The organism is Marseilla massiliensis (assembly GCF_016899955.1).
In the GTDB taxonomy this organism is placed as follows: Bacteria; Bacteroidota; Bacteroidia; order Bacteroidales; family Bacteroidaceae; genus Prevotella; species Prevotella intestinigallinarum.
In genome coordinates, this window is the sequence record NZ_JACJJL010000001.1 from 136,335 (window position 1) to 160,675 (window position 24,341).

At 58.0% G+C, this 24,341-nt stretch carries 22 protein-coding genes and 1 pseudogene; 14 read left to right on the forward strand and 9 right to left on the reverse strand.

Going from position 1 to position 24,341, the window contains the following annotated elements; translation table 11 throughout:
• The first annotated feature begins 326 nt into the window (after window positions 1–326).
• The 4 genes from H6B30_RS00550 to H6B30_RS00565 all read left to right on the forward strand — a co-directional run bounded on the left by H6B30_RS00550 (window position 327) and on the right by H6B30_RS00565 (window position 6,614).
• Window positions 327–1,796: a chitobiase/beta-hexosaminidase C-terminal domain-containing protein gene (locus tag H6B30_RS00550; protein ID WP_205106845.1), complete on the forward strand. Its 1,470-nt coding sequence runs from the start codon at window positions 327–329 to the stop codon at window positions 1,794–1,796.
• 978 nt (window positions 1,797–2,774) lie between these two features.
• Window positions 2,775–5,399, forward strand: coding sequence for a DNA mismatch repair protein MutS (gene mutS / locus H6B30_RS00555; protein WP_205106847.1), 2,625 nt, complete (start codon window positions 2,775–2,777; stop codon window positions 5,397–5,399).
• A 135-nt stretch (window positions 5,400–5,534) separates the two neighbouring features.
• Entirely contained in the window at window positions 5,535–6,281 is a 747-nt protein-coding gene (locus H6B30_RS00560; protein ID WP_205106849.1) for a type II restriction enzyme NmeDI-related protein, read from the forward strand.
• A 6-nt stretch (window positions 6,282–6,287) separates the two neighbouring features.
• Window positions 6,288–6,614: a hypothetical protein gene (locus H6B30_RS00565; protein WP_205106851.1), complete on the forward strand. Its 327-nt coding sequence runs from the start codon at window positions 6,288–6,290 to the stop codon at window positions 6,612–6,614.
• 269 nt (window positions 6,615–6,883) lie between these two features.
• Here H6B30_RS00565 and xpt read toward each other — a convergent pair whose 3' ends face one another.
• The 3 genes from xpt to H6B30_RS00580 form a co-directional block, all read right to left on the reverse strand.
• Entirely contained in the window at window positions 6,884–7,450 is a 567-nt protein-coding gene (gene xpt / locus H6B30_RS00570; RefSeq protein ID WP_205106853.1) for a xanthine phosphoribosyltransferase, read from the reverse strand.
• 159 nt (window positions 7,451–7,609) lie between these two features.
• On the reverse strand, window positions 7,610–8,833 hold the full coding sequence (locus H6B30_RS00575) for an MFS transporter (protein ID WP_439116949.1): 1,224 nt from the start codon (window positions 8,831–8,833) through the stop codon (window positions 7,610–7,612).
• A gap of 209 nt (window positions 8,834–9,042) precedes the next feature.
• Entirely contained in the window at window positions 9,043–9,927 is an 885-nt protein-coding gene (locus H6B30_RS00580; RefSeq protein ID WP_205106855.1) for a helix-turn-helix domain-containing protein, read from the reverse strand.
• 485 nt (window positions 9,928–10,412) lie between these two features.
• Between H6B30_RS00580 and H6B30_RS00585 the strand changes: the two genes are divergently transcribed.
• Window positions 10,413–11,360 carry a DMT family transporter gene (locus H6B30_RS00585; RefSeq protein WP_205106857.1) on the forward strand — a complete coding sequence of 316 codons (948 nt, stop codon included), beginning with the start codon at window positions 10,413–10,415 and terminating at the stop codon, window positions 11,358–11,360.
• Window positions 11,361–11,489: 129 nt separating this feature from the next.
• The gene (locus tag H6B30_RS00590) at window positions 11,490–12,368 is read left to right on the forward strand and encodes a DMT family transporter (protein WP_205107129.1); all 879 of its coding nucleotides are present in this window, start codon (window positions 11,490–11,492) and stop codon (window positions 12,366–12,368) included.
• On the opposite strand, the gene H6B30_RS00595 is transcribed toward H6B30_RS00590, so the two are convergent.
• On the reverse strand, window positions 12,284–12,577 hold the full coding sequence (locus tag H6B30_RS00595) for a hypothetical protein (protein ID WP_205107148.1): 294 nt from the start codon (window positions 12,575–12,577) through the stop codon (window positions 12,284–12,286). The genes H6B30_RS00590 and H6B30_RS00595 overlap by 85 nt on opposite strands.
• A gap of 331 nt (window positions 12,578–12,908) precedes the next feature.
• Between H6B30_RS00595 and H6B30_RS16510 the strand changes: the two genes are divergently transcribed.
• From H6B30_RS16510 to H6B30_RS00630, 8 genes and pseudogenes are all read left to right on the forward strand, one after another.
• Window positions 12,909–13,040 carry a cupin domain-containing protein gene (locus tag H6B30_RS16510; protein WP_262896790.1) on the forward strand — a complete coding sequence of 44 codons (132 nt, stop codon included), beginning with the start codon at window positions 12,909–12,911 and terminating at the stop codon, window positions 13,038–13,040.
• Window positions 13,041–13,058: 18 nt separating this feature from the next.
• The gene (locus H6B30_RS00600; protein WP_205106858.1) at window positions 13,059–13,268 is read left to right on the forward strand and encodes a hypothetical protein; all 210 of its coding nucleotides are present in this window, start codon (window positions 13,059–13,061) and stop codon (window positions 13,266–13,268) included.
• Window positions 13,268–13,429 carry a hypothetical protein gene (locus tag H6B30_RS00605; protein ID WP_205106860.1) on the forward strand — a complete coding sequence of 54 codons (162 nt, stop codon included), beginning with the start codon at window positions 13,268–13,270 and terminating at the stop codon, window positions 13,427–13,429. Before H6B30_RS00600 ends, H6B30_RS00605 begins: the two co-directional genes overlap by 1 nt.
• 222 nt (window positions 13,430–13,651) lie before the next feature.
• Window positions 13,652–13,906 (forward strand): helix-turn-helix transcriptional regulator, encoded by a 255-nt coding sequence (locus H6B30_RS00610; protein ID WP_338088924.1) that lies wholly within the window; start codon window positions 13,652–13,654, stop codon window positions 13,904–13,906.
• Window positions 13,907–14,209: 303 nt separating this feature from the next.
• Window positions 14,210–14,749, forward strand: a pseudogene (locus tag H6B30_RS00615) (flavin reductase family protein); the annotation flags it as partial.
• A 61-nt stretch (window positions 14,750–14,810) separates the two neighbouring features.
• A complete protein-coding gene (locus H6B30_RS00620) occupies window positions 14,811–15,614 on the forward strand; it encodes a flavodoxin (protein ID WP_205106865.1) in 804 nt (267 codons plus the stop codon).
• Window positions 15,615–15,653: 39 nt separating this feature from the next.
• Complete coding sequence (locus H6B30_RS00625) at window positions 15,654–16,328, forward strand: flavodoxin family protein (RefSeq protein WP_205106867.1); 675 nt, start codon at window positions 15,654–15,656, stop codon at window positions 16,326–16,328.
• 259 nt (window positions 16,329–16,587) lie between these two features.
• Window positions 16,588–17,754, forward strand: a complete 1,167-nt coding sequence (locus H6B30_RS00630) for a carboxymuconolactone decarboxylase family protein (protein WP_205106869.1) — start codon at window positions 16,588–16,590, stop codon at window positions 17,752–17,754.
• Window positions 17,755–17,899: 145 nt separating this feature from the next.
• Here the strand turns inward: H6B30_RS00630 and H6B30_RS00635 are convergent, their stop codons facing one another.
• The 5 genes from H6B30_RS00635 to H6B30_RS00655 form a co-directional block, all read right to left on the reverse strand.
• Window positions 17,900–19,840, reverse strand: a complete 1,941-nt coding sequence (locus tag H6B30_RS00635; protein WP_205106871.1) for a 4-hydroxy-3-methylbut-2-en-1-yl diphosphate synthase — start codon at window positions 19,838–19,840, stop codon at window positions 17,900–17,902.
• Between the two features lie 89 nt (window positions 19,841–19,929).
• Entirely contained in the window at window positions 19,930–20,436 is a 507-nt protein-coding gene (gene purE / locus H6B30_RS00640; protein ID WP_205106873.1) for a 5-(carboxyamino)imidazole ribonucleotide mutase, read from the reverse strand.
• Between the two features lie 19 nt (window positions 20,437–20,455).
• Entirely contained in the window at window positions 20,456–21,073 is a 618-nt protein-coding gene (locus H6B30_RS00645) for a phosphatase PAP2 family protein (RefSeq protein ID WP_205106875.1), read from the reverse strand.
• Entirely contained in the window at window positions 21,070–22,581 is a 1,512-nt protein-coding gene (gene rpoN / locus H6B30_RS00650) for an RNA polymerase factor sigma-54 (RefSeq protein ID WP_205106877.1), read from the reverse strand. Before rpoN ends, H6B30_RS00645 begins: the two co-directional genes overlap by 4 nt.
• A gap of 365 nt (window positions 22,582–22,946) precedes the next feature.
• Complete coding sequence (locus H6B30_RS00655) at window positions 22,947–24,104, reverse strand: MalY/PatB family protein (protein ID WP_205106879.1); 1,158 nt, start codon at window positions 24,102–24,104, stop codon at window positions 22,947–22,949.
• Window positions 24,105–24,341 lie beyond the last annotated feature (237 nt).

Sequence of the window (24,341 nt, forward strand, 5' to 3'; positions counted from 1 at the left end):
CGCCCCGACCCTACCTACGCACGGTGAGCCGGGCCGGTACGGCCAATTGGTAAACAAAGCATAAACCTGCTAAAAGAACACAAATAAAACATGTGTAACATCATTTTAAACAGCAAATGGGCATAACGTATAAATATTTTCCGTATCTTTGCATAAGATTAGCTGCGCTCGGGCAACTGTGAGCAAGCTCACTTGCCTCTCTCTTGCGCAATCTTTGCATAAGATTAGCTGCGCTCGGGCAACTGTTGGAAATCCGAATCGCAGTAAGGCTGCGGTTATGACATAACATCAAACAAACATCAACAACATTTTAAAACTTACTTATTATGGTAAAAACTTTACGCTTTTCATTATTCGGGCTGCTCATGCTCCTGTGCGGAAGCATCAACGCAGCTGTAGAGAACGTGGACTTCACCACACTGGAAATCACCAAGACGGATGACGGATTCACACTCGAATCTGGCAACTACGCCTTCACGGCAGTGAAAAACAACGGTCAGACGGCACCCACACAGAACGGCTCGTCGAAGGACATACGCCTTTATGCCAAGAACACCATCACCGTAAACAGCACAAATGCAATGCAGAAGATGGTGTTCACCATATCAAAGCAGGGATTGAAGCGCCAGGCCGAGATTACCCCAAGCGTGGGCACGATGACCTACGACATGGACAACAGCCAGGTGACTTGGACTGCCGACGCCCCCGTGGCCGTGGTTGACTTCACCGTTGGCGACAAGGCCGTATACGGAAGCGAAGGCGCAGGCAAGGCCGGACAGTTTGACTTCAACTCCGTGGAGATAACCACCGACGAGGGCGGAGCCGTGGTAGAGGCACCTGCATTCTCGGTTCCGGGCGGCATCTACACCACCCCGCAGACCGTAACGCTCACCGCAGCAGCCGGTTGCACCATCCACTACACCATCGACGGCACAACCCCGACAGCAGAGAGCACCGTTTACACCGAGCCCCTCAACATCAGCGAGAACACAACGGTGAAGGCCGTGGCAGCCGACGCCAAGGGAACACTGAGCGGCGTGGCAACAGAGACATACACCTTCCCGGTGGTTTGCGCTGACATCGCAGCCGTGAAGCAGCAGGAGACCGGCACGCTGGTGGCCCTGACGCTGACCGACGCCCAGGTGGTTTACTACAACTCTTACGAGAACAACGGCAACACCAACAGCGACATCTTCGTGCGTGACGCATCGGGAGCCATCGACATCTACAACATCAAGATTGAAGCCAAGGCCGGAAGCATGCTCAACGGCACGCTCGTTTGCACCTACTCACCGTACAATGGCATGCCAGAGCTGGTGAGCAACGAGGGCACCGACGCCGCAACAGTGGCCGTTACAGAGGGCAGCGAGCCTGTGGCCAAGAAGGTGACCGTGGCCGACCTCAACGGCGAGACCTACATGTGCGACCTCGTTGAGATAAGCAACGTGAAGCTCTCAGAGGAGGTTTCGGGCAAGTATACCAACTACTACGCCACCGACGAGGACGGCGTTAACAAGATGATGCTGTACGACAAGTTCAAGCTCGGCATCGAGTTCCCGACGGCAGACAACACCAAGACGTACACCATCACCGGCATACTCGGCTCAGCCAAGCTGAGCGGCAGCGTGGTTAAGGAACTCTTCCCGACCAAGGCCGTGGAGGAGACAGTGAGCGGCATCAGCAGCATCGAGGCCGAGAACGCACAGGAAGCCGTTTACAACCTCAACGGACAGCGCCTGGCCAAGCCCCAGAAGGGCCTGAACATCATCGGAGGCAAGAAGGTGATCGTGAAGTGACACGACACCCCGCAGGCCGCAGGCTGTGCCCGCCATAGCCGGCAACGCCACACAGGCGTTGCGGGGCGGGCCATGCCCGAAAACGAAACAGACAACAAAGACAAGGGTGCGCAGCCGAAAGGTTGCGCACCTTTCGTATGCGAGCCCACCAGATAAATGCAGGGCTTTTTAGGAGTTAAGACTATAGTTTTCATATTCGTGGGAGTTCAGGAGTACAGGAGTTCAGGAGTACAGACAATAGTTTAGGATATATTTTGGTGCTAAGGAGTTAGGAAGTTAAGGAGTTAAGACTATAGCTTGCATATTCGTGGGAGTTCAGGAGTACAGGAGTTCAGGAGTACAGACAATAGTTTAGGATTTATTTTGGGGTCAAGGAGTTAGGAAGTAAAGGGGTTAAGACAATAGATTTGGAAACATGGGTGTCCTGGGAGCATGGGGAACGCGTTGCAGGAAGGCAGTCTATGCTATTGTCATCTAACTCCATATAACTCCCCTAACTTCATTTAACTCCATAAGTATAGCAAGAAAAACTATTGTCTTAACTCCTTTACTCCCCCTAACTCCTTAACTCCCTAAAACAACTTCTTAACTACTAAAGAGCCCCAGGATTTATTCGGTGAGCCACCCCGATGCGCTTGCCACAAGCCCAGACACCCTGCTTGCAACTGCCTGAAGCACAGGCAGATGGAAAGACGTGCCGTCCGGGTGTGCCAAACGGCCCGTTTCGCCCCGCAAAACGGCACATACGGCACTCCCAAACAGCCCCCGGCGCACGCCAGGCCCGCCGCCGAACCTACAGAGACACCGCCGACAAGGGCACGCCACAGCCCGGGCAAACAACAAAAAAACACCGACGCCCTTTGTTTTTCAATCCTTTTGGCGTAACTTTGCAGTGAAAGTAAAGGCACAGAGCCACCACGGCCGCAGAGGCCAAAGGGTGGGGCGGGCTGATTATGAAAAGAAAAAAACATATCGACAATGGCTAAGAAAAACAACGAGCTCACGCCGATGATGAAACAATTCTTCGACCTCAAGGCGAAGCATCCCGACGCAGTGCTGCTCTTCCGCTGCGGCGACTTCTACGAGACCTACTGCGAAGACGCCGTGACGGCATCGCGCATACTCGGCATAACGCTCACCAGGAGGGGCAACGGGGCAGGGGGAAGGACGGAGACAGAGATGGCCGGATTTCCGCACCACGCCCTCGACACCTACCTGCCCAAGCTGGTAAGGGCCGGCAAGCGCGTGGCAATATGCGACCAGCTGGAAGACCCGAAGCTCACAAAGAAGCTCGTGAAGCGGGGCATCACCGAACTGGTGACGCCCGGGGTGGCCATGACCGACAACGTGCTTAACTACAAGGAAAACAACTTCCTGGCCGCCGTGCACTTCGGCAGGGCCGCCTGCGGAGTGGCTTTCCTAGACATATCGACAGGCGAATTCCTCACGGGAGAGGGCACCGCCGACTATGTGGAGAAGCTGCTGGGCAACTTCTCGCCAAAAGAGGTGCTGCACGAGCGGGGCCGCAAGCCAGACTTCGAGCGCCACTTCGGCACAAAATACTTCACCTTCGAGCTCGACGACTGGGTGTTCACCGAGCAGACAGCACGGCAGAAACTGCTGCGCCACTTCGGCGTGAAAAACCTGAAGGGATTCGGCGTAGACCACATGCACAACGGGGTGGTGGCCAGCGGCGCCATACTGCAGTACCTCGAGATGACGCAGCACACCCACATAGGCCACATAACGTCGCTGGCGCGCATAGAGGAAGAGCGCTACGTGAGGCTCGACAAGTTTACCGTGCGCAGCCTCGAACTGCTAAGCCCCATGCAGGAAGACGGCTCATCGCTGCTCGACGTGATAGACCGCACCGTGTCGCCCATGGGCGGGCGAATGCTCAGGCGGTGGGTGGTGTTCCCCCTGAAAAACGAGAAACCCATACAGGAGCGGCTCGACGTGGTGGAGTATTTCTTCCGGCGGCCCGACTTCCGCGGTTGCGTCGACGAGCAGCTGCACCGCGTGGGCGACCTGGAGCGCATCATATCGAAGGTGGCCGTGGGCCGCGTGTCGCCCCGCGAGGTGGCCCAGCTCAAGGTGGCGCTACAGGCCGTGGCGCCCATCAAGGCCGCCTGCGCAACGGCAGACAACGAGGCGCTGAAGCGGGTGGGCGAGCAACTCAACCTGTGCGAGTCGATACGGCAGCGCATAGAGCGCGAGATAACGGCCGACCCGCCACAGCTCGTGGCCAAGGGAGGGGTGATAAACGCAGGCGTTAACGCCGAGCTCGACGAGCTGCGCAACATAGCCTACAGCGGCAAGGACTACCTGATGCGCATACAGGAGCGCGAGACAGAGCTCACGGGAATAGCCAGCCTGAAGATAGGATACAACAACGTGTTCGGCTATTACCTCGAAGTGCGCAACACATACAAGGACAAGGTGCCGGCCGACTGGGTGAGAAAGCAGACGCTGGCCAACGCCGAGAGGTACATAACGCAGGAACTCAAGGAGTATGAAGACAAGATACTCGGGGCCGAAGACAAGATACTGGCACTCGAGGCCAGGCTCTTCGGCGAACTGGTGATGGCCATGCAGGAGTTCATACCGCAGATACAAATCAACGCCAACCTGCTGGCCAGGCTCGACTGCCTGCTCTCCTTCGCCAAGGCGGCCGAGGAACACCGCTACGTGCGCCCGCAGGTAGACTCGTCGGACGTGATAGACATCAGGCAGGGGCGCCACCCCGTGATAGAGACACAGCTGCCGCCGGGCGAGAGCTACGTGCCCAACGACATAAGGCTCGACGCCGAGCAGCAGCAGATAATGATAATAACAGGCCCCAACATGGCCGGAAAGTCGGCCCTGCTGCGCCAAACCGCCCTCATAGTGCTGCTGGCCCAGACGGGCTGCTTCGTGCCCGCAGAGAGCGCGAAAATAGGCCTGGTGGACAAGATATTCACCCGCGTGGGGGCCAGCGACAACATATCGCTCGGCGAATCCACCTTCATGGTCGAGATGACCGAGGCCTCAAACATACTCAACAACGTGTCGCCGCGCTCGCTCGTGCTCTTCGACGAACTGGGACGGGGCACGAGCACCTACGACGGCATATCCATAGCGTGGGCCATAGTGGAATACCTGCACGAGCAACCAAGGGCAAGGGCACGCACGCTCTTTGCCACACACTACCACGAACTGAACGAGATGGAGAAAAACTTCAAGCGCATCAAGAACTACAACGTGAGCGTGAAGGAACAAGACGGCAAGGTGATATTCCTTAGGAAACTGCAACGCGGCGGCTCGGAGCACTCGTTCGGCATACACGTGGCCGAGATAGCGGGCATGCCCCGCAGCATAGTGAAACGCGCAAACGTGATACTCAAGCAGCTCGAAGCCGACAACGCGCAGGTAGGCTCGGCCGGCAAGCCCATAGCCAACCTGGCCGGCAGCCGCGAGGGCATGCAGCTGAGCTTCTTCCAACTCGACGACCCCGTGCTCTGCCAGGTGCGCGACGAGATACTGGGCCTCGACATCAACAACCTCACCCCGGTAGAGGCACTCAACAAACTCAACGAGATAAAGAAGATAGTAGGGGGAAAGTAGGGTGGAGCAACATTCATAAAAGCATACAAAACATAATGACCAAAGCCAAACCTTTCATAAAATGGGTTGGCACACATGGCTGTTTCAATGCTATAGACAGGTATTTAATGACCATTATACACAAAATATGGATTCATGAAACAATACGAGGCTGTAATAGAGACTATCGAAAGACTCGGAGGAGTTGCCACCTTAGGCGAACTGAACAGAGAGGTTTTCAAGATAAAAGATTGCAAATGGAATACCAAGACGCCATTTGCAAGCATCCGCCGCATAGTTCAAACAACAAATGGAATATACAAGATTAGGCCCGGGTTGTACGGGCTTGAGAAATACAGAAAGCAGATAGAAGAAAGGGGAATGGTGGTGGAGACAGATAAAAACAAAAATGCGGAAGACGTCACCCTGTTTAATCATTCATACTATCAAGGCATTCTGCTGATTATAGGAAAATACCATAACATGCAAACCTTTATCCCCAAACAAGACAAAAACAAGAAGTTCTACAATGGAAAAAGGCTGCAAGAGCTGTCCACGCTAAGCGAGCAACCGCCTTATTCATACCCACAATTCACTAAACGCAGTGCCACCATAGATGCAATATGGTTCAACAACCGCAACATGCCGCACTCTTTCTTTGAGATAGAGCATTCTACAGACATTCAGAATTCCTTGTTAAAGTTCAATGACTTACAGGATTTTCATGCAAGGATGGTCATTGTTGCCGACATAAACCGGAAGCCTGAATTTGAAGCAAAGATGCGTTTTCATGCTTTCGATGAGCTGCGCATGGATAAAAGGGTGGCTTTTCTAAGTTACGATGCCCTTGTCAAGCAATATGAAATGGAGTTAGAGAAGCAATCATTTGGCTTTATACTTTAAATGCTCATGAGCAGATACATATTCTATACAGACGAGGGCTATACAATATCGCCCCGTGGTGAAGAACTTGAAAGCCTGCAAGTATTAGGCATCGAAGACGGTGATACAAGAGAGGAGGCATTAGCTAATCTTTATAAAAACAATGAATGGATAGAACAAAACGGTTTTAAAGAATCACACATGCGTTGCTATGCCATATTGAAGCCTGAAATTTTGCAAGATATAAAGGATACTATGTCATATTTGAATGGGTATGCCGAAAAGCATACCGATGAATGCAAAGGCATTGACGATTACATTCTAAAAAAGATAAAGCGCGTTGTGAAATCCTGACAGATGTGACATTAACGTCCAAAATAGCAATAAGTCTACCAGATAACTCTACCCTTAAGTATACCATACTGTTTCTTTACTTTCAATATAGTATATGTAATATGGGCAAGGAAACATAAAAACACCACCAGATTGGGTTAAATTTTCGAGGCAGGATGGTTTTATAAATATATAAAGCATACTTTATTGATAAACGCAATGCGTGGTGTTGAAAATTAACGTTACGCATTGCGTTTATTTTTGGAGACTATTCAAACAATAAACATCATTCACTCCAGCTCAATCTTGCAGTCGTCGAGGCTTGTGACGGTGGCCAGGGCGGTGTAGTCTACGCCTGCCGAGCGCAGGTAGTCGCCGCCGTGCTGGAAGGCCTTCTCGATGAGGAAGGCCATTGCCTCAATCTTTGCGCCGGCCTGGGCGCAAAGGTCGATTACGCCCTTGGCGGCGTTGCCGTTGGCCAGGAAGTCGTCGATGAAGAGCACGCGGTCGGCCGGTGTGAGGAAGTCGGCGCTGATGCAGACGGTGTAGTCGCGGTCTTTGGTAAACGAGTGCACCACGGCCGAGAGCATCCTGTCCATCGTCTTGGGCTGCTTTTTCTTTATGAACACCACCGGGAGCTGCATCAGGTAGCCCGTGAGTATGGCCGGGGCTATGCCGCTGGCCTCTATGGTCACAATCTTGTTGATGGGCCTCCGGCCGAATATCCTGACCATCTCTCGGGCCAGTTCCATCATGAGGTTAGGGTCCATCTGGTGGTTTATGAAGCTGTCAACCTTGAGTATGCCCCCCGGGTAGCATTTTCCATCCTGCAAAATGCGCTGCTTTAGAAGTTCCATTTCTTTACTGTCGTTGTTTGGTTTACGCCTTTCCAGGCTGCCTTGCGAATGGCAAAGGTAAGCAAAATAACCGAGACAGAGCCATGCTCCGGCAGATAAAGTGGCCCCGTGCCGGTCTTTTTCGGCCGTCCGCCGACGCTCATGGGCTACCCATGCCCGTCACGCCGCCCTGCCGGGCCTGACGTCGGGCAGGAAGAAAGCTATCACGCCCATCAGCGGCAGCCACGTGCTCACCTTGAATATGTAGTCGATGCTCGTGGCGTCGGCCAGCCATCCGAAGAACGCCGAGCCTATGCCTCCGAGGCCGAACATAAGCCCGAAGAAGATGCCGGCCACCATTCCCACCTTGTCGGGCATCAGGTCGGTGGCGTAGACCACAATGGCCGAGAAGGCCGAAGCAATGACAAGGCCCGACATCACGGCCATGAATATGGTCCAGCCGAGGCCGGTGTAGGGCATGGCCAGGGTGAAGGGGGCGGACCCGAGAATGGAGAACAGTATGACATACTTGCGCCCGTAGCGGTCGCCCATGAAGCCCCCGAGAAGCGTTCCGGCCGCAAACGCCGCGAGATATGCAAACAGGCAGTACTGCGACTGCTGCACGCTGACCCCGAACTTGTCGATGAGATAGAACGTGAAATAGCTCGTCATGCAGGCGTTGAAGAAGTATTTCGAGAATATCATCAGCACGAGTATGCCCATGGCCGCGCGCACCTTGGCCTTAGGCAGCGTGCCCGCGGCTGCCGCCCTCTGCGCCCGTCGGCTCCTGATGGCGGCAATCATGCCCGCATACCAGCGGCCTATGCGCACCAGCAGCGCCACGGCCACCAGGGCGGCCAGCGCAAACCAGCCCACGGCATGCTGCCCGAAGGGTATCACTATCAGCGCCGTGAGCAGCGGGCCTACGGCGCTGCCGCCGTTGCCACCCACCTGGAAGATTGACTGAGCCAGGCTCTTGCGGCCGCCGGAGGCCATCTGCGCCACGCGCGACGCCTCGGGATGGAACACCGACGAGCCGCATCCTATGAGCGCCACCGACAGCAGTATGGGCGCAAAACCCGGTGCGAAGGCCAGCGCCACGAGCCCCAAGAGGGTGAAGCACATGCCCGCCGCGAGCGAATAGGGCTGCGGGTGGCGGTCGGCATACTGCCCGACGAAGGGCTGGAGCACCGACGAGATTGTCTGGAACACCAGCGTTATGATGCCTATCTGGGCGAAAGTGAATCCATACTTGTCTTTGAGCAACGGGTAGAGGGCCGGTATGACCGACTGTATCATGTCGTTCAGCAGGTGGCACGTGCCTATGGTGAACAGTATTGCATAGGCCGTTCCCTCAGCAGAGCGCTGCCGGCCATTCATTGTTTTTACCAGTCTGTTTGTCATCATTCACTCTTTTCTTGCTTTATACTGTGCCCGCAGGCGCATTGCTTGCGCGGCCACGCCACCATGCCGCGGGCCTTTGCCGGCCGGCTCTGGGCCGGGCCGCGGGCCGATGGCTGTGGCAAAGTTACTAAAAATAATCCATACAAGGACAATGCCACTGCCAAAATGAAGGCCGTGGCAGCGCCAGGCATAAAGTCACGCCGCCGCCGTCAACGCTGCCCGGCGGACCCGCCGCCGCGGGCCCCGGCAACACCTACGGCCGAGGGCGAGGCATACAGTCGCCTCCTGTATTCCATCGGGGTGAGCCCCGTGGCCCGCTTGAAGGTGTGCGTCAGGTGGCTGTCGTCGGTGAAACCCGTCTTGAGCGTTATCTCACCCACGCGAAGGTCGGTGTGGGCGAGCAGCTCCTCGACGGCCCTCACGCGGCATTGGGCCACATACCGGCTCAGGCTCTCGCCCGTGTGGGCCTTGAAGAACTTGCCGATATAGCTCGCGGCCAGGTTGAACCTGCTGCCAAGGCTGGCGGCCCTGAGCATGTCGGGATTGTCGAGATGAAGCCTTATGAACTGCAGCATGGCCATCATCTTGCTCTCCGAGTCGGCCTGACGCAGCGCCTCGCCGGCCACCTGCCTCGCGCTGCGGGCACAGATGGCCAGCACGCTGTCTATCAGGCACGAGGCTATGCGCTGCGTGCCATACGACGGCGCTGTGCATTCGCTGCCCAGACACTCCATCACCAGGGCCAGGCGGCGGGCGTCGGCAGGGCTCACAAGCGCCGACATGTCGGGCGATGGACAGGCCTCCAGGCTCTCTTTCTCGGCCGCGCTGAGGGCGCGGACTATGTATTGGTCGGACAGTTGCACGTAGATGATGTCGCACATGCCGTCAAGACGGTAGGTGTGGTTGGTGTAAGGCCTAACGAAGAACACCGACCCGCGGCCGAAGTTGCAGCGCCGCCTGCCCGACACAAACTCGCCGCTGCCCGACGCTATGTAGCAAAGCTCGAAGAAAGAGTGCTGGTGCTCGGCAGTGGGAAACCTGTCGTAATGGCGCACCCTCACCTCGAACGGCATGAAAAGGTTTTCTTGTTTCATGGCGCAAAGATACAAAACATAGTCTGATTTATACAACAACAGGCATTGCATTATGCGTAATTTTGCGCCGTTTTAACTCCTACCGGCTATCAGAGGCCTAAGTGACTCAGCGCTGTTGCGGCGCATACAGGCCGCCGCCTTTGACTGTGGAAGAGCCCGCCACGCCGAGGCAAAGCTCACGTAAAACTGTCCACAACATGACGCAAGCGCTTGTAAAGCCGCCAAAAGCAACAAAAGCACGGCCACGTCGGGGTAATGAGCGATTTGTGGTTAACAAAGACTAAGTAGTTGTTCAAAATCAATTGCCATCAAATTGTGCGCTATTTCGGCGATGCATGCCAAAGTCCGAAGAGAGAGCGTAGCGGGCTACGCGACCGATGAGACTTTGGTATGCGGCCCGAAAGAGAACACAAGATGGTGGCAAAGACATAGAGGACACCTGCAAGGTCTATTGTATCGGTTAATTTTGAACAACTACTTACAATATGGAAAGAAACGAACTGAAGGGTCACGGCGCCATGTTCGCCGCCAATTTCATGTGGGGCCTGATGTCGCCCGTCACCAAATTTGTGTTCCTGGGCAGCGCCATCACTCCGGTGCTGCTTGTCAACATCCGCATCATAGGGGCCGCTGCGCTGTTCTGGGCGGCCTCGCTCTTTGCCAAGCCCGAGCACGTAGACCACCACGACCTGCTCCGTCTGTTCTTCGCCGCGCTACTCGGCATAGTGTTCAACCAGGGCGTCTACACCGTTGGGCTGGGCCTCACGTCGCCCGTCGACGCCTCCATCATATCCACGAGCACGCCCATCTTCACCATGGTCATAGCCGCCTTCTACCTCAGGGAGCCCGTCACGGCCAAGAAGGTTACGGGCATCTTCATGGGCGCCGTGGGCGCACTGATGCTCATAGTGAGCAACGGCGGCTCGGCGACGGCGCAAGACGGCAACGTTTGGGGCGACATTATATGCATAGCGGCCGAGGTGTGCTTCGCGTCATACCTGGTGGTATTCAAGGGCCTCATAAGCCGTTACTCGCCCGTAACGCTCATGAAGTGGATGTTCACATACTCGTCGATATGCATCATCCCCTTTTCATACACCGACCTGGCTGCGCTCGAGTGGGGCGGCATGGGCGCCGGCCTGCTGGCAGCCCTGGCCTTCATCGTTGTCGGGGCAACGTTTGTATGCTACCTGCTCTCGCCCGTGGGGCAGAAGCACCTGCGCCCCACGGTGGCCAGCATGTACTGCTATGTGCAGCCCATTATGGCCACGGGCATCGTGGTGTTCTACTGGGGCACCTCGTCGTTCAACATAGTCAAGGTGATGGCCATAGCCCTCGTGTTTCTCGGGGTGTACATGGTGACGCAGAGCAAGAGCCGGGCCGAGCTCGAGGCACACGCCGAAAGAATGGCCCAAGGCACAGGTGAAAGCTGACGGCCGCAGGCCCGGCCCGCCCTGCCTGGCATGAAAATAGGTGGCCGCAAAGTGGCCGCTGTCGCGGAATATTATTAATTTTGCAGCCCGAAACAAGGCAACAGTCGTTTTATGGAATCAAAGAAAGACATGCGCCAGGCTTTCGCCTGGCTGCACCTTAGCGTGGTGCTGGCCGGATTCACGGGCCTGTTCGGCAAGCTGATAACGCTCAACGAGGTCGACATAGTATGGTACCGGATGCTCTTCTCGTCGCTCATACTGATGGTGTTTGTGGGCTTTCCGCGGGTGGGGTGGCGCAAGTTTCTGCAGATAGCCGGCTGCGGCACGCTGCTGGGGCTGCACTGGATGCTGTTCTACGGCTCGATAAAGGCCAGCAACATATCCATCGGCGTGGTGTGCATAGCGCTCATGAGCTTCTTCACGGCCATCTTCGAGCCGGCCATCTTCCGCCGCCGCGTGTCGTGGGCCGAGCTGGCCCTGTCGCTCATCACGGTGGGAGGGCTGCTTTGCATCTTCTCGTTCGACACGCGCTACCGCTACGGCATCATGATTGGGGTGGCCTCGGCGGCCATGTGCTCGCTCTATGCCATACTCAACAAGAAAGTGGGCGAGGGGGTGAAGTCGCGCACCATGCTCATGTACCAGATGTGCGGCGGACTGGCGGGAACCACGGCCGTCATACCCGTTTACCTCATGGCATTCCCCGCCGAGGGCCCTGTGGCGGTAGTGCCCGAGGGCGGCAACCTGTGGTGGATGCTATGCCACGCGCTGTTCTGCACCGTGGGGCTTTACCTTCTGCAGATAATGGCCCTCAAACGGCTGTCGGCCTTCACCGTCAACCTTACCTACAACCTTGAGCCTTGCTACACCATCATCATTGCCTTTGTGTTTTTCGGCGAGTCCAAGGAGCTCAACGCATCGTTCTACGCGGGCATTGCCATGGTGGTGCTCAGCGTGGTGCTGCAGACCATGCGCGCCGCCAGGCGCCGCGGCCAGACGGCGGGGTAGGGGCCAACGGGCCCCAAGGCGGCCTGCACGCCGCGGCCGGGGCGTGCAGCCAAGCGCCGAGGGGCGGCCCGGCGGGGCGGGTGGGCGGCGCCCAGTCCGAAGTAGTTTTCCAATATATGGTAGGCCACCACAAGCACGGCGGCCACCCCGCACAGCCCGTCGAGAATCTCGTAGCGGGGCTTCGATGACAGATATACGCTCTTGTTCATTGCTTTTGACGTTTAGCAAGATTGGCGCTGCAAAGTTAACGGGCGCAGTTGTAAGTAGGTGTTCAAAATTAATTGCCATCAAATTGTGCGCTATTTCGGAGATGCATGCCAAAGTCCGAAGAGAGAGCGTAGCGGGCTACGCGACCTAAGAGACTTTGGTATGCGGCCCGAAAGAGCACACAAGATGGTGGCAAAGATATGGAAGACACCTGCAAGGTCTATTGTATCGGTTTATTTTGAACAGCTACTTAATATATTTGCCCTATCGTTTTTAATTATTGCCATATATTAGCCTGCCATTCACTCGATAAGCATTATCTTTGCACATCACATGAAAGAGTTCGGCTTCATACACATGGCTGTGCGCCCCGACGAGCAGATAGGGCTGCACGAACACCCCGAGTGGGAAACATCCTACGTGGTGCGCGGCAGCGGCATGCGCACCATGGGCACGGTGTGCTAACCGTTCGGCCCCGGCGAGGTGGTGATGGTGCAGCCCGACATGCCCCACTGCTGGTCCTTCGACAGCAGCTACAGCGAGATAGAGTGCATGAGCCTGTTTTTCAGCAACAGTCTGCTTGAGCGCATCTCAAGCCTTTCTGACGAGATGGCCGCGATGGTGAGGCTGGCCACCGGCACCCCGACACGGTGGCATTCGGCGGCAGGGCGCTCGCCACGCTGTCGGCGCTGATGGCGCAAATGGCGCAGATGGCCGACGCCCGGCGCATGGTGGCCTTCCAGCAGATGCTCTTAGACATTGCCGGCAACGACGGCAAGAGAAGCGTGGGCAGGATGGCCGACGACGTGGAACAGCGACTGGGCCGCATCAGGGTCTACATAAACTGCAACTAAGTAGGTGTTCAAAATTAATTGCCATCAAATTGTGCGCTATTTCGGAGATGCATGCCAAAGTCCGAAGAGAGAGCGTAGCGGGCTACGCGACCGATGAGACTTTGGTATGCGGCCCGAAAGAGCACACAAGATGGTGGCAAAGATATAAAGGACACCTGCAAGGTCTATTGTATCGGTTAATTTTGAACAGCTACTTACAACCGCAACATCACCATAGGCGACATTGCCGCACACGCGGGCATGAACCGCCCGGCCGTGTGCACCTTCTTCCGCCGCCACACCGGAAAGACGCTCATCGAGGCTGTCAACGCACGGCGCATCAGCGTGGCAAAAAACCTGCTCAGGCGCAAAGACCTGCCCATACAACATGTGTGCTTCCTTAGCGGATTCAACGATGTGCCTTACTTTTCCAGGCTCTTCAAGCGCACCGAGGGCATCATGCCGAAAGAATACCGCAGGCGCGAGCCCTGCCACTGAGGCCGCCGGCGGCAGCGCAGCGGCAGGCGGCGGCAGGCAGCCATCTGCAAGAGCTATCGTCTTGCATTGCGAAACGGCCTGTTCCGGCGCCCGATACGGCCCGTATGGCGTTGCCATACGGGCCGTATTGCAAACGCCCTGCAGCACAGCCTGTCCGGCATGTTGACCGGGACGACAGTCAGGGAGAGCCATCCGCACAATCAGTCAAAATGTTCATAATCGCAGTAACTTGGGTACAAGCACCAAGGCCGGATAGTTATAACTTTGCAACCGTAAAGCAACCTACTAAAAAACAATACGGATATGAAGAAAGACTTGGGACCGCTGCTGGCGCTATACCCCATGCCGGCAACTGTGGTGGGGGTCGAATCGAATGGCAAGGTCAACTGGCTCATGGTGGCCCACGTGGGCATCATTGGCCACGACAGGCTGATGGTGAGCATGCACAAGGCCCGCCACACCAACCAAATGGTGAAAGACAGCCGAAGGCTGTCGGTAAACATGGTCGACAAGGGCATGCTCCGCAGGGCCGACTACGTGGGGTGTGTGAGCGGGGCGAAGACCGACAAGCAGGGGGTGTTTGCCCACCACACCGGACCGGGGGGCACGCCCGTGATCGACGAGAGCCCGCTGGTGATGGAGTGCGAGGTGACCAGCGATTATGAAACCGACACGTTCGACAACTTCATCTGCAGGGTGACGCAAACCATTGCCGACGAAAATGTGACCGACGACATGGGGAAACCCGACTACAACAGGCTGAAACCGGTGCTCTTCGACATGCCAGGATACTCCTACCTGCGCACGGGCGACGTGATATGCAGGTGTACGCTTCCGGGCAGGGAGTATGCCCGCGAAACAGATGGCGACAACTGAAACATAACGCAACGTACACGCATACAACATGAAAAGGATTGCAATGACTCTTGCCGCCATGCTCTTGCTGATGGCGGCAGCCGAAGCCAAGACGCTCATCGTTTACTACAGCTTCACCAACAACACACATGCCATAGCCACCGACATGCAGTCGCAGCTGCCTGACGCCGACCTGCTGAGGATTGAACCGGCCGAGAAGGGGCTCGACTACGCCGCCAACGGATATGCCATAGGCAGCGCCCTGATATCTGCCATCAGGGCCAATCCCGACGACCCCGACTCGTATCCGGCCATCGACCCGGTCAGCGTAGACTTCAGCGCCTACGACGACATTGTGGTGGCCACGCCGCTGTGGTGGAGCAACATGGCCGCACCGATGCAGACTTTCCTCTTCGCCAACGGCAGCCGGATGGCCGGCAAGCGAATGGCGCTGGTGGTGTCGAGCGCCAGCAGCAGCATAAGCGGGGTGGAGGCCGACGCCCGAAGGCTTGTGCCCGACGGTGTGTTCGTAAGCCCCAGCCTGTGGATAAGGTCGTCGCAGACGGACAACTGCCACGCCCTCAACGCCGAATGGATAGCGCAGACGGGCATAGGCAGCACCTCGGGCATATCTGTGGCCGGGACAGCGGCAGAGCCCTCGCTGACGGTCGACGGAACCACCATGAGCGTTGGCGGCCCTGTCGACAGGCTGAGCATCTACGACGCCGCCGGAAGGCTTGTGCTGTCAACCGACGAAACGACGGCCGACATAAGCCGGCTGGCACCGGGGGTGTATGCCGTGAGGATGGTGCTGGGCGACAACGCCACCACGGTGAAGGTGGCCATCGACTGACGCCGGCCTTGGACGAGGCCACAGGAAGACTTCACGACAATGAAACGACTGATTAACATGGAACGACGCGATTTCTTGAAAAAAGCGCTCATGGCGGCCGGAAGCGTGGCCCTGGGCGGAGGGCTGGCCGGGGCAATAGGCAACGGCGAGAGCAACGAAAACACAAAAAACAACAAAGCTATGGACATTGTAGTACTTACAGGTAGCCCCAGGCGCAACGGCAACTCGGCCTACCTGGCCGAACAGTTTATCAAGGGGGCAAGGGAGAAGGGGCACAACGTGTTCCGCTTTGACTGCGCCATGCACAACGTGCAGCCGTGCAGGGCCTGCAACGCATGCGGCATGGACGGCCCATGCGTGATTGACGACGACTTTGAGACGGTGAGGCAGCGCATCATCGACGCCGACATGGTGGTGTTTGCCACGCCGATGTATTACTTCGGCATGTCGGCACAGATAAAACGGGTGGTCGACCGCTTCTATGCCATCAACGGAAGGATAAAGGGCAACCCCAAGAAAACGGCTTTCATGATGACCTACGCCGACACTTCGGAAAAGGAGGCCGAGCCTATGCTCACCCACTTCCGCACGCTGGCCGACTACCTCGGATGGCAAAACGTGGGCGAAGTGGTGGCTGCCGGCGTCTGGACGGCGGGCTCGGTGAAGAATACCAAGTATGCCGCCCAGGCCTATGAACTGGGAAAGAGGGTGTGAATGAAATGCTAATTAATGGACAGAAGTTATAAGTATTCATAAGTAGTTACATGGAGTTAGAAGACGTATGTACAGAGTTTATGTTATAGTTAATACTTACATGAGCAATGTCTTCTAACTCCATGTAACTACTTATGACTACTTATAACTCCAAAAATCAACAATTTTAATTAAGGAAAGACAAATCTGAACATACGTCTTCTAACTCCATGTAACTACTTATGACTACTTATAACTCCAAAAATCAACAATTTTAATTATGAAAAAAACAATACTTTCCATCACCATCGCGCTCGCGGCAGGCGCGAATGGCCATGCGCAGGCAACAAACGACCATGTGGATGAAAACAAAACCGACCGCACCGAACTGTGCCGTCACAACTACCGCATGCTGTTCGGTGGCGAAGCGCTGACCGGCAAGGGCACCGACCCGGAGATGATGGACATACTTCAGAAGTTCATCTTCGGCGATGTGTTTGCCACCGGCAACCTTACCATGAAGCAGCGCGAACTGATAACATGCGTCACGCTGGCCTCAATGCAAACCCTGCCGCAGCTCACGGCCCACGCGGGAGCGGCGCTCAACGTCGGGGCAACGCCCGAGGAGCTGCGCGAAGCCATCTACCTGACGGCACCGTTCATCGGCTTCCCAAAGACGCTCAACGCCGTGGCCACGGTCAACGAGGTGTTCGCAAAGAGAGGCATAAGCCTGCCGCTGAAAAACCAGGCCAGCGTGACCGAAGGCACACGCCACGCTCGCGGAGCGGCCATACAGGACAGTCTGTACAGCGGAGGCATATCGGCCGTGATGGAGGGGGTGCCGGCCGGCTTGGGCGACGACGTGGCTCGGATGCTCACCGACTATTTCTTCGGCGACATCTACACCCGTGGGGCGCTCGACATAGGCACCCGCGAACTGCTCGGCTACTGCATACTCGCTGCCATTGGGGCCGACAGCCAGCTGCAATCACATTACCACGGAAACATAAAGGCCGGCAACTCGCCCGAAACAGTAGCCGCGGCCATAGTGCAATGCCTGCCCTACATAGGGTTTCCGGCGGCCATCAAGGCACTGAAAACCATAAGGCAGGAATACACAAAGACTGCCGCAGCAGGGGCCAAACTGGTGAGACTGTCGAAGATTGTGGTCGACCCGGCACGCATAGACGAGTACAACGCCATGCTGAAAGAGGAAATAGAGACGTCGGTGGCCGTCGAACCGGGCGTGCTAACGCTCTATGCCATGGCCGAAAAGGATGCCCCCAACAAGATTGCCATACTTGAGATATATGCCGACCGCGACGCTTACGAGAGCCACCTGAAAACCCCTCACTTCATAAAATACAAGCAGGGAACGCTCGACATGGTGAAAGACCTGCAGCTGATTGACACAAACCCGCTCATACCGGATATGAAAATAAAATGAAACAATGGCCCGGGCCACATGCCAATGAAACCATGGCATGATGGCGGCACCGCTTCAATACGGCGGGGCTGCCCGTTGTAAAAAATAGTTGCAGCCACGGGCGCCCGCCATGCCACCGGCATGGCATGGCCACGGGCCGTGGCCGTCACTGCGCCGAGGCCCGGCGGTCGGCCTCGATGAGGGCAAGCAGCCTCTCAACAGCCTCCTCCTCGGGTATGTTCTTGGCCACGCACTCCTTGCGGCGGTATAGCGATATCTTGCCGCGCCCGGCGCCAACGTAACCGTAGTCGGCATCGGCCATCTCGCCGGGGCCGTTGACTATGCACCCCATGATGCCTATCTTAAGCCCCGTCATCGACGCCGTGGCCTCCTTGATGCGCGCTATCGTAGAGCGCAGGTCGTAGAGCGTGCGGCCGCATCCGGGGCAGCTGATGTACTCGGTCTTGGTCATCCGCAGGCGCGCGGCCTGCAGTATGCCGAACGCCGTGGCCTCGATGTCGGCCTGGGGCAGGCTGCCGTCGTTCATCAGCCAGACGCCGTCGCACAGCCCATCCATCATGAGTGCACCCATGTCGGCGGCAGCCTCTATCTGGAAGTCGCCCTTGCCGTCGGCCCCGTGGCGGTACATCTGGCAGAATACCACGGGGTTTTCCACCCCGGCAGCCATCATCTCGTGCACCAGCGCACGCTGCGAACCGAGCCTGTTGGCGTTGTTTGCCACGCAAACCACCACCGCCTCGGGGTGGGCTTTGAGGCAAGCCAGATACTCTTCGGCCGCAACGCCATACTGCAACACGATAAACTTCACCGCAGCGTCGGCCATGCCCACAAACGGCAGGGCCGTATGCGGGAACACGGGGTATATCTCTGCCTCGGGATGGGCGGCGCTGAGGTCGGCCCAAACGTTGAAGTCGGCAAGCAGGGCCGGGCCTTTACGCCTTGCGGCCACTGCGGGGTCGGCGCCCGGCAATGGGTCAACTGCACCGCCGCCGGTGCGCCCGTCCACAGTCCAGTCGGCCTCGCCGGCCCATGCCGAGCCGTCGCCTATGTAAACAAAGTCAGCGTCAGACGGTGCCTTGCCGCCGATAAGGCTGCCGACAACCACCGGGACGGCGTCGCCGCCCACGCGCCCCACGCGCCTTGTATGCCGCCGGGCGGGGCTCACCCAGTTGAATCCGGGGGCCTCTTCGGCCGGTATGGGGGCGTGGCCGGCGCGGGCCGTCACATAGTCAACAAGGTGGCGGGCCACAGGTATCTCGGCTTCGGGCTCCTCGCTGAGCGACACGCGCACGGTGTCGCCAATGCCGTCGGCCAGCAGCGCGCCTATTCCCACGGCGCTCTTTATGCGGCCGTCTTCGCCCTCGCCGGCCTCGGTGACGCCCAGGTGCAGCGGATAGGCCATGCCCTCGGCCTCCATCGCGCCCACGAGCAGGCGCACCGAGCGCACCATCACCACAGTGTTGCTGGCCTTGATGGATATTACAACGTCGTCGAAGCGCTCGCGCCGGCAGATGCGCAGAAACTCCATGCAGCTCTCAACTATGCCTTCGGGCGTGTCGCCGTAGCGCGACATGATGCGGTCGGACAGCGAACCGTGGTTCACCCCTATGCGCAGGGCTGTGTGGTTCTGCCTGCATATGTCGAGCAGGGGCACAAACCGCTCTTCAATCTTGCGCAACTCGGCGGCATACTCGGCGTCGGTGTACTCCAGTTTCTTGAACGTGCGGGCCGGGTCGACGTAGTTTCCGGGGTTGATGCGCACCTTCTCGGCATACAGCGCGGCCACCTCGGCCACCTTGGGGTTGAAGTGCACGTCGGCCACGAGGGGCACCTCGTATCCTTCTGCCCTCAGCGCGGCGTTGATGTTGCGCAGGTTCTCGGCCTCCTTCACGCCCTGTGTGGTCAGCCTGACGTACTCGCCCCCGGCGTCGGCTATGCGCTTTGCCTGTGCCACAGAGGCCTCGGTGTCGGTAGTCGGTGTGGTGGTCATCGACTGAATGCGTATGGGCCATTCGCCGCCCAGGGGCGTGTTGCCTATGCTCACGGCGGTGGTCTGCCGCCTGCGGTAGTTGAACAAGTCTGTCATTGTGTGCATTTTAAAATGAGGTTTGCCCCGCGACAAAGCCAAGCGAGCCCCTTGCCACGGCAGCAGGGCATGCTTGGCCCGGGGGTGCTTCAGTTCACCTTGTATTGGTATTTCACCTCGGCCAGTTCCTTGTTGGCCTTCTCAATCTTGGCCTTCAGGCCACTCTTGTATGCCTCAAGGCGCCCGGCCAGGCCGGCATCGGCCAGCGACAGCATCTCGACGGCCAGTATTGCGGCGTTCTGCGCTCCGTTTACGCCTACGGTGGCAACGGGTATTCCCGGTGGCATCTGGATGATGCTGAGCATTGCGTCGAGCCCGTCGAGCATGCCCTTGATGGGCACCCCGATGACCGGCAGCGTGGTCGAGGCGGCTATTACGCCCGGCAGCGCGGCGGCCATGCCTGCCCCTGCTATTATCACTTTGATGCCGCGGCCTTTCGCTCCGCGCGCAAATGCCTCCACGGCGTCGGGAGTGCGGTGGGCCGAAAGGGCGTTGACCTCAAACGGCACCTGCATCTCGTCGAGCAGCTTGCAGGCTTTCTCCATTACGGGCAGGTCGCTCGTGCTGCCCATGATGATGCTTACTAATGGTTCCATGCTATGTTGTTTAAGTTCGTTATACAAAGAGTATGCCCACCACGGCGCAGGCAAAGCCCACCCAAAAGCCCGCCACCACCTGTGCGAGCGTGTGCTGCCTGAGTATCATCCGGCTCGTGCCGAGCAGCCCGGCGAGCATGAACACGCCGCAGAGCCAGCCCACGGGGTTGAAGCCGAATATGTCGGCAAAGGCGAAGAGCGCCCCCGCCACGCCCCCTATGGCCGCCGTGTGGGTGCTTATCTTCCACCATGCGTTGATGACGGCGCACGTTATCTGTATCAGCAGGGCCGCTATGAGTATGCCGCCCATGAACCTTGGTATGTGCATACGCTCCATCAGGTAGACGCAGGCGAAGTAACAGGCTATCGAAATGACGTATGGCACCATGCGGCGCTCCTTGCGCCCGAGCTCCACGGGCGTCCAGCCGTTGTACCGCCTGTATGCGTGGATGAGCAGGGTCGGGGCGAGCACGGTGAAGAGATAGGCCAGCCCCACCACCGCCGCCTTGTATCTGAATGGCAGCAGGCTCAGGTAGCTGAACACGAAGAGGGCCGTGAGGCCCACCACCGGCAGGTAGAAAGGTGTGAAGACAAGGCTTATCACCCTTGCGGCAATAATCAGGTTGCGGTGTTTCATTTGCGTAGTCGTGCTATGGGTATACCGAGCTGCTCGCGGTATTTGGCCACTGTGCGGCGCGCTATGGGGTATCCGCGGCTTGCCAGCTCGTCTTTCAGGGCGTCGTCGCTGAGCGGGCGGCGCTTGTCTTCGGCATCGACAATGTCGCGCAGGGCGGCCTTTATGCGCCTCGTCGACAGTTCCTCGCCGCTCTCGGTGACAAAGCTATCGCTGAAGAAATGGCGCAGCGGGAACGTGCCCCAGCGCGTCTGGGCATACTTGCTGCCCGTGACGCGCGACACGGTGGATATGTCCAGCCCTGTCTTCTCGGCAATGTCCTTGAGTATCATGGGTCGGAGCGATGCCTCGTCGCCATCTTCAAAGAAGCGGTGCTGCCAGTTGATGATGGCCTGCATGGTCAGCGTGAGCGTGCGCCGGCGCACCTTCACGGCCTCGATGAAGCCCTGTGCGGCGTCAACCTTCTTCTTTGTGTACAGCAGCGCCTCCTTCATCTGCCGGCTCATCGAGCCCTTGTTGTCTTGGTATTGGCGCATGGTGTCGACAAACGACTGCGACACGCGCAGCTCGGGAACGTCGCCCGTGTTGAGCGTGAATGTCACCGTGCCGTCGTCTTGCGTGTCTACTATGAAGTCGGGGGTAATCTGCTGCACGCTGCGGCCAATGGTCTCGCCCATCGACGCCCCCGGCTTGGGGTTGAGCTTGCGCAGCTCGCGGATGAGCGTCTCGGCCTGCAGGTCGGTCAGCGAGAGCGACGACTGTATCTTGTCCCAGTGTTTCTTGGTGAACTCGTCGAAGTGGCGGCTCACCACTTCGCGCATGAGGCTCTTGAGCCGCGAGTCGTCGCGCCGCTCTATCTGCAGCATGAGGCACTCCTGCAGGCTGCGGGCGCCTATGCCGGGGGGGTCGAACTCCTGCAGCCGGGCCAGCACGCTGTCCACCTCGGCGGGCGTGGTCTCGGTGCCGTGGTATATGGCCAGCTCGTCGACGATGCTGTCTGTCGACTTCCGCAGCAGCCCGTCGTCGTCGAGCGAGCCTATCAGGTACTCCATGATTGTGCGCTGACGGTCGGTGAGGTCTGTCTCGCCCATCTGCTCCTTCAGCTCGTCGTAGAACGACACGGTGTCGCCGTATACCATCTCCTCGCGCTCTTCGGCCGTCGACGCCCCGCCGTGGTACACGGGCAGGTCTTCGTCGTCGCGGCCTATCCCGGCCAGCGCCTCGTCGAGGGCCGACTGCCTTTCCTCTCTCTCGTGCTGCGCTGCGTAGTCGTCGTCGGCAGCATCGGTGTCGCCCCCGTCGTCGGCGCGCCCGTCGATGGCAGCGTCGGCGTCGGGCTGCGGCTCGGCTTCGAGCGCAGGGTTGTCATCCATTTCGGTGTTGATGCGCTCCAGCAGCTGGTTTATCGGCAGCTCGACGAGGTGCGACTGCAGCATCTGCTGCTGCGTGATGGCCTGCGTCTGCTTTAGCGCCTGTTCCTGTTTCTGAACCTGAACCTGACCTTGAGCCATAATATTGTCTGTAGTATGAGTATGTGTAGTCGTATGCAAAGATTGCGCAAGCGGCGGCAATTTTAACCTGCTGTCATATTTCCGGCCGTGCCTAATCTCGTGCAAAGTTAGTGCAATTAGCTTAAAGAGCAAAAGAAAACGTGATATTTATTTGATTGGCGCGGGGCCCGTGGCGGGCCGGCCATGCCCATGGCGGGGGCCGCCACCTGTGGCGCGCCATTGCCAAACGGCCCATACGGGGATGCCGTATGGGCCGTTTTGTGGTTCAATACGTGCCGTTTTGCAAAGCCAAACGGCACGTTCTGCAAAACCCTGCCTTACAGAGCGTTATGCCATCATGCAACATCGGCCGACATTTGCGTGCGTCAGCCCAGCACAGAGGCTATGCGGCCGAGGCCCTCCATCATTCGGCTGCGCGGGCAGGCTATGTTGATGCGTATGAAGCCTTCGCCCGGCGAGCCATACATGGTGCCGCTGTTCACCATCACGCGGGCCTCGGCGGCCAGCCTGTCGGTCAGTTCGTCGGACGTCATGCCAAGGCTGCGGCAGTCTACCCACACCAGGTATGTGCCCTCGAGCGGGGTCACGCGCAGCCGCGGCAGCCTGTCGGCGAAAAACCGGCACAGCTCGGTGTAGTTGCCCCAAAGATAGTCGCACAGGGCGTCGAGCCACCCCTCGCCCTCGTTGTAGGCCGCCATGAGGCCCTCGACACCGAAGGGGTTGACGTCGCAAACCTCGTTGATGTTGATGGCCCGGTCTATCCTGGCCCGCGTCTCGGCATCGCTGGATATGATGTTGGCTATCTGCAGCCCGGCCGTGTTGAACGACTTCGACGGCGAGTTGGCCACTATGGCATTGCCGAGGCAGGCATCGGATACGGCTGCAAACGGCGTGTAGCGATGGCCTTGGTACACCAGCTCACAGTGAATCTCGTCCGACAGCACCCTCACCCCGTGGCGCAGGCAGATGTCGTTCAGGCGTTCCAGCTCTTCGGCCGTCCACACCCGGCCCACTGGGTTGTGGGGGTTGCAGAGCACCAGCAGCCGGGCCTTCGGGTCGGCAGCCTTGCGCTCCAGGTCGTCGTAGTCCATGGTGTAGCGCCCGCCGTTGTTCATGAGCGGGTTTTCCAGCACCTCGCACCCGTTGTTGCGCACCGAAGAGAAAAAGCAGTTGTACACCGGCGTCTGCAAAATCACCTTGTCGCCCGGCTCGCACAGGGCCTTGACCACCACCGACACGGCAGGCACCACGCCCGAGGTGTACAGTATCCATTCGCGCTCTATGCGCCAGACATGGCGCCGCCCGAACCATCCGGCCACGGCGTCGTAGTAAGCCTCGGGCACTTTCACGTAGCCAAACACACCGTGCTCCACCCTGCGCCGCAGCGCGTCGACCACGGGCGGAGCCGTGCGGAAGTCCATGTCGGCCACCCACATCGGTATCACGTCGCCGCCGGGTGCCGAGTCCCACTTGTAAGAATTGGTTCCCCTGCGGGGGATAAGCTCGTCAAAATTGTAGTCCATATATGCTGTCTGTTGGTTAAGTTATGCCTTGCCGCCGTGCGTAGTTAGCCACTCCGCACGCCACCGAGCGCGCCCATCGCCCACTGCCTGGCCCGGGGCAACAGCCGCGGGGGCCGCCGGCCATGCCCCGCCATCGCGCCGCTTGGCCTTTGCAAAGTTAGTCATTTTCTGCCAAACAGCGCGTATCGCATTTACGGATGGTGCAACCCGCATCGCTTTTTTTATGCGCCTTTTATT

Bases quoted from the DNA above. Each gene is read 5' to 3' on its own strand.
- H6B30_RS00550 (WP_205106845.1), top strand. From the start codon at position 327: ATGGTAAAAACTTTACGCTTTTCATTATTCGGGCTGCTCATGCTCCTG.
- mutS (WP_205106847.1), top strand. From the start codon at position 2,775: ATGGCTAAGAAAAACAACGAGCTCACGCCGATGATGAAACAATTCTTC.
- H6B30_RS00560 (WP_205106849.1), top strand. From the start codon at position 5,535: ATGAAACAATACGAGGCTGTAATAGAGACTATCGAAAGACTCGGAGGA.
- H6B30_RS00565 (WP_205106851.1), top strand. From the start codon at position 6,288: ATGAGCAGATACATATTCTATACAGACGAGGGCTATACAATATCGCCC.
- xpt (WP_205106853.1), bottom strand. From the start codon at position 7,450: ATGGAACTTCTAAAGCAGCGCATTTTGCAGGATGGAAAATGCTACCCG.
- H6B30_RS00575 (WP_439116949.1), bottom strand. From the start codon at position 8,833: ATGACAAACAGACTGGTAAAAACAATGAATGGCCGGCAGCGCTCTGCT.
- H6B30_RS00580 (WP_205106855.1), bottom strand. From the start codon at position 9,927: ATGAAACAAGAAAACCTTTTCATGCCGTTCGAGGTGAGGGTGCGCCAT.
- H6B30_RS00585 (WP_205106857.1), top strand. From the start codon at position 10,413: ATGGAAAGAAACGAACTGAAGGGTCACGGCGCCATGTTCGCCGCCAAT.
- H6B30_RS00590 (WP_205107129.1), top strand. From the start codon at position 11,490: ATGCGCCAGGCTTTCGCCTGGCTGCACCTTAGCGTGGTGCTGGCCGGA.
- H6B30_RS00595 (WP_205107148.1), bottom strand. From the start codon at position 12,577: ATGAACAAGAGCGTATATCTGTCATCGAAGCCCCGCTACGAGATTCTC.
- H6B30_RS16510 (WP_262896790.1), top strand. From the start codon at position 12,909: ATGAAAGAGTTCGGCTTCATACACATGGCTGTGCGCCCCGACGAGCAG.
- H6B30_RS00605 (WP_205106860.1), top strand. From the start codon at position 13,268: ATGGCGCAAATGGCGCAGATGGCCGACGCCCGGCGCATGGTGGCCTTC.
- H6B30_RS00620 (WP_205106865.1), top strand. From the start codon at position 14,811: ATGAAAAGGATTGCAATGACTCTTGCCGCCATGCTCTTGCTGATGGCG.
- H6B30_RS00625 (WP_205106867.1), top strand. From the start codon at position 15,654: ATGAAACGACTGATTAACATGGAACGACGCGATTTCTTGAAAAAAGCG.
- H6B30_RS00630 (WP_205106869.1), top strand. From the start codon at position 16,588: ATGAAAAAAACAATACTTTCCATCACCATCGCGCTCGCGGCAGGCGCG.
- H6B30_RS00635 (WP_205106871.1), bottom strand. From the start codon at position 19,840: ATGACAGACTTGTTCAACTACCGCAGGCGGCAGACCACCGCCGTGAGC.
- purE (WP_205106873.1), bottom strand. From the start codon at position 20,436: ATGGAACCATTAGTAAGCATCATCATGGGCAGCACGAGCGACCTGCCC.
- H6B30_RS00645 (WP_205106875.1), bottom strand. From the start codon at position 21,073: ATGAAACACCGCAACCTGATTATTGCCGCAAGGGTGATAAGCCTTGTC.
- rpoN (WP_205106877.1), bottom strand. From the start codon at position 22,581: ATGGCTCAAGGTCAGGTTCAGGTTCAGAAACAGGAACAGGCGCTAAAG.
- H6B30_RS00655 (WP_205106879.1), bottom strand. From the start codon at position 24,104: ATGGACTACAATTTTGACGAGCTTATCCCCCGCAGGGGAACCAATTCT.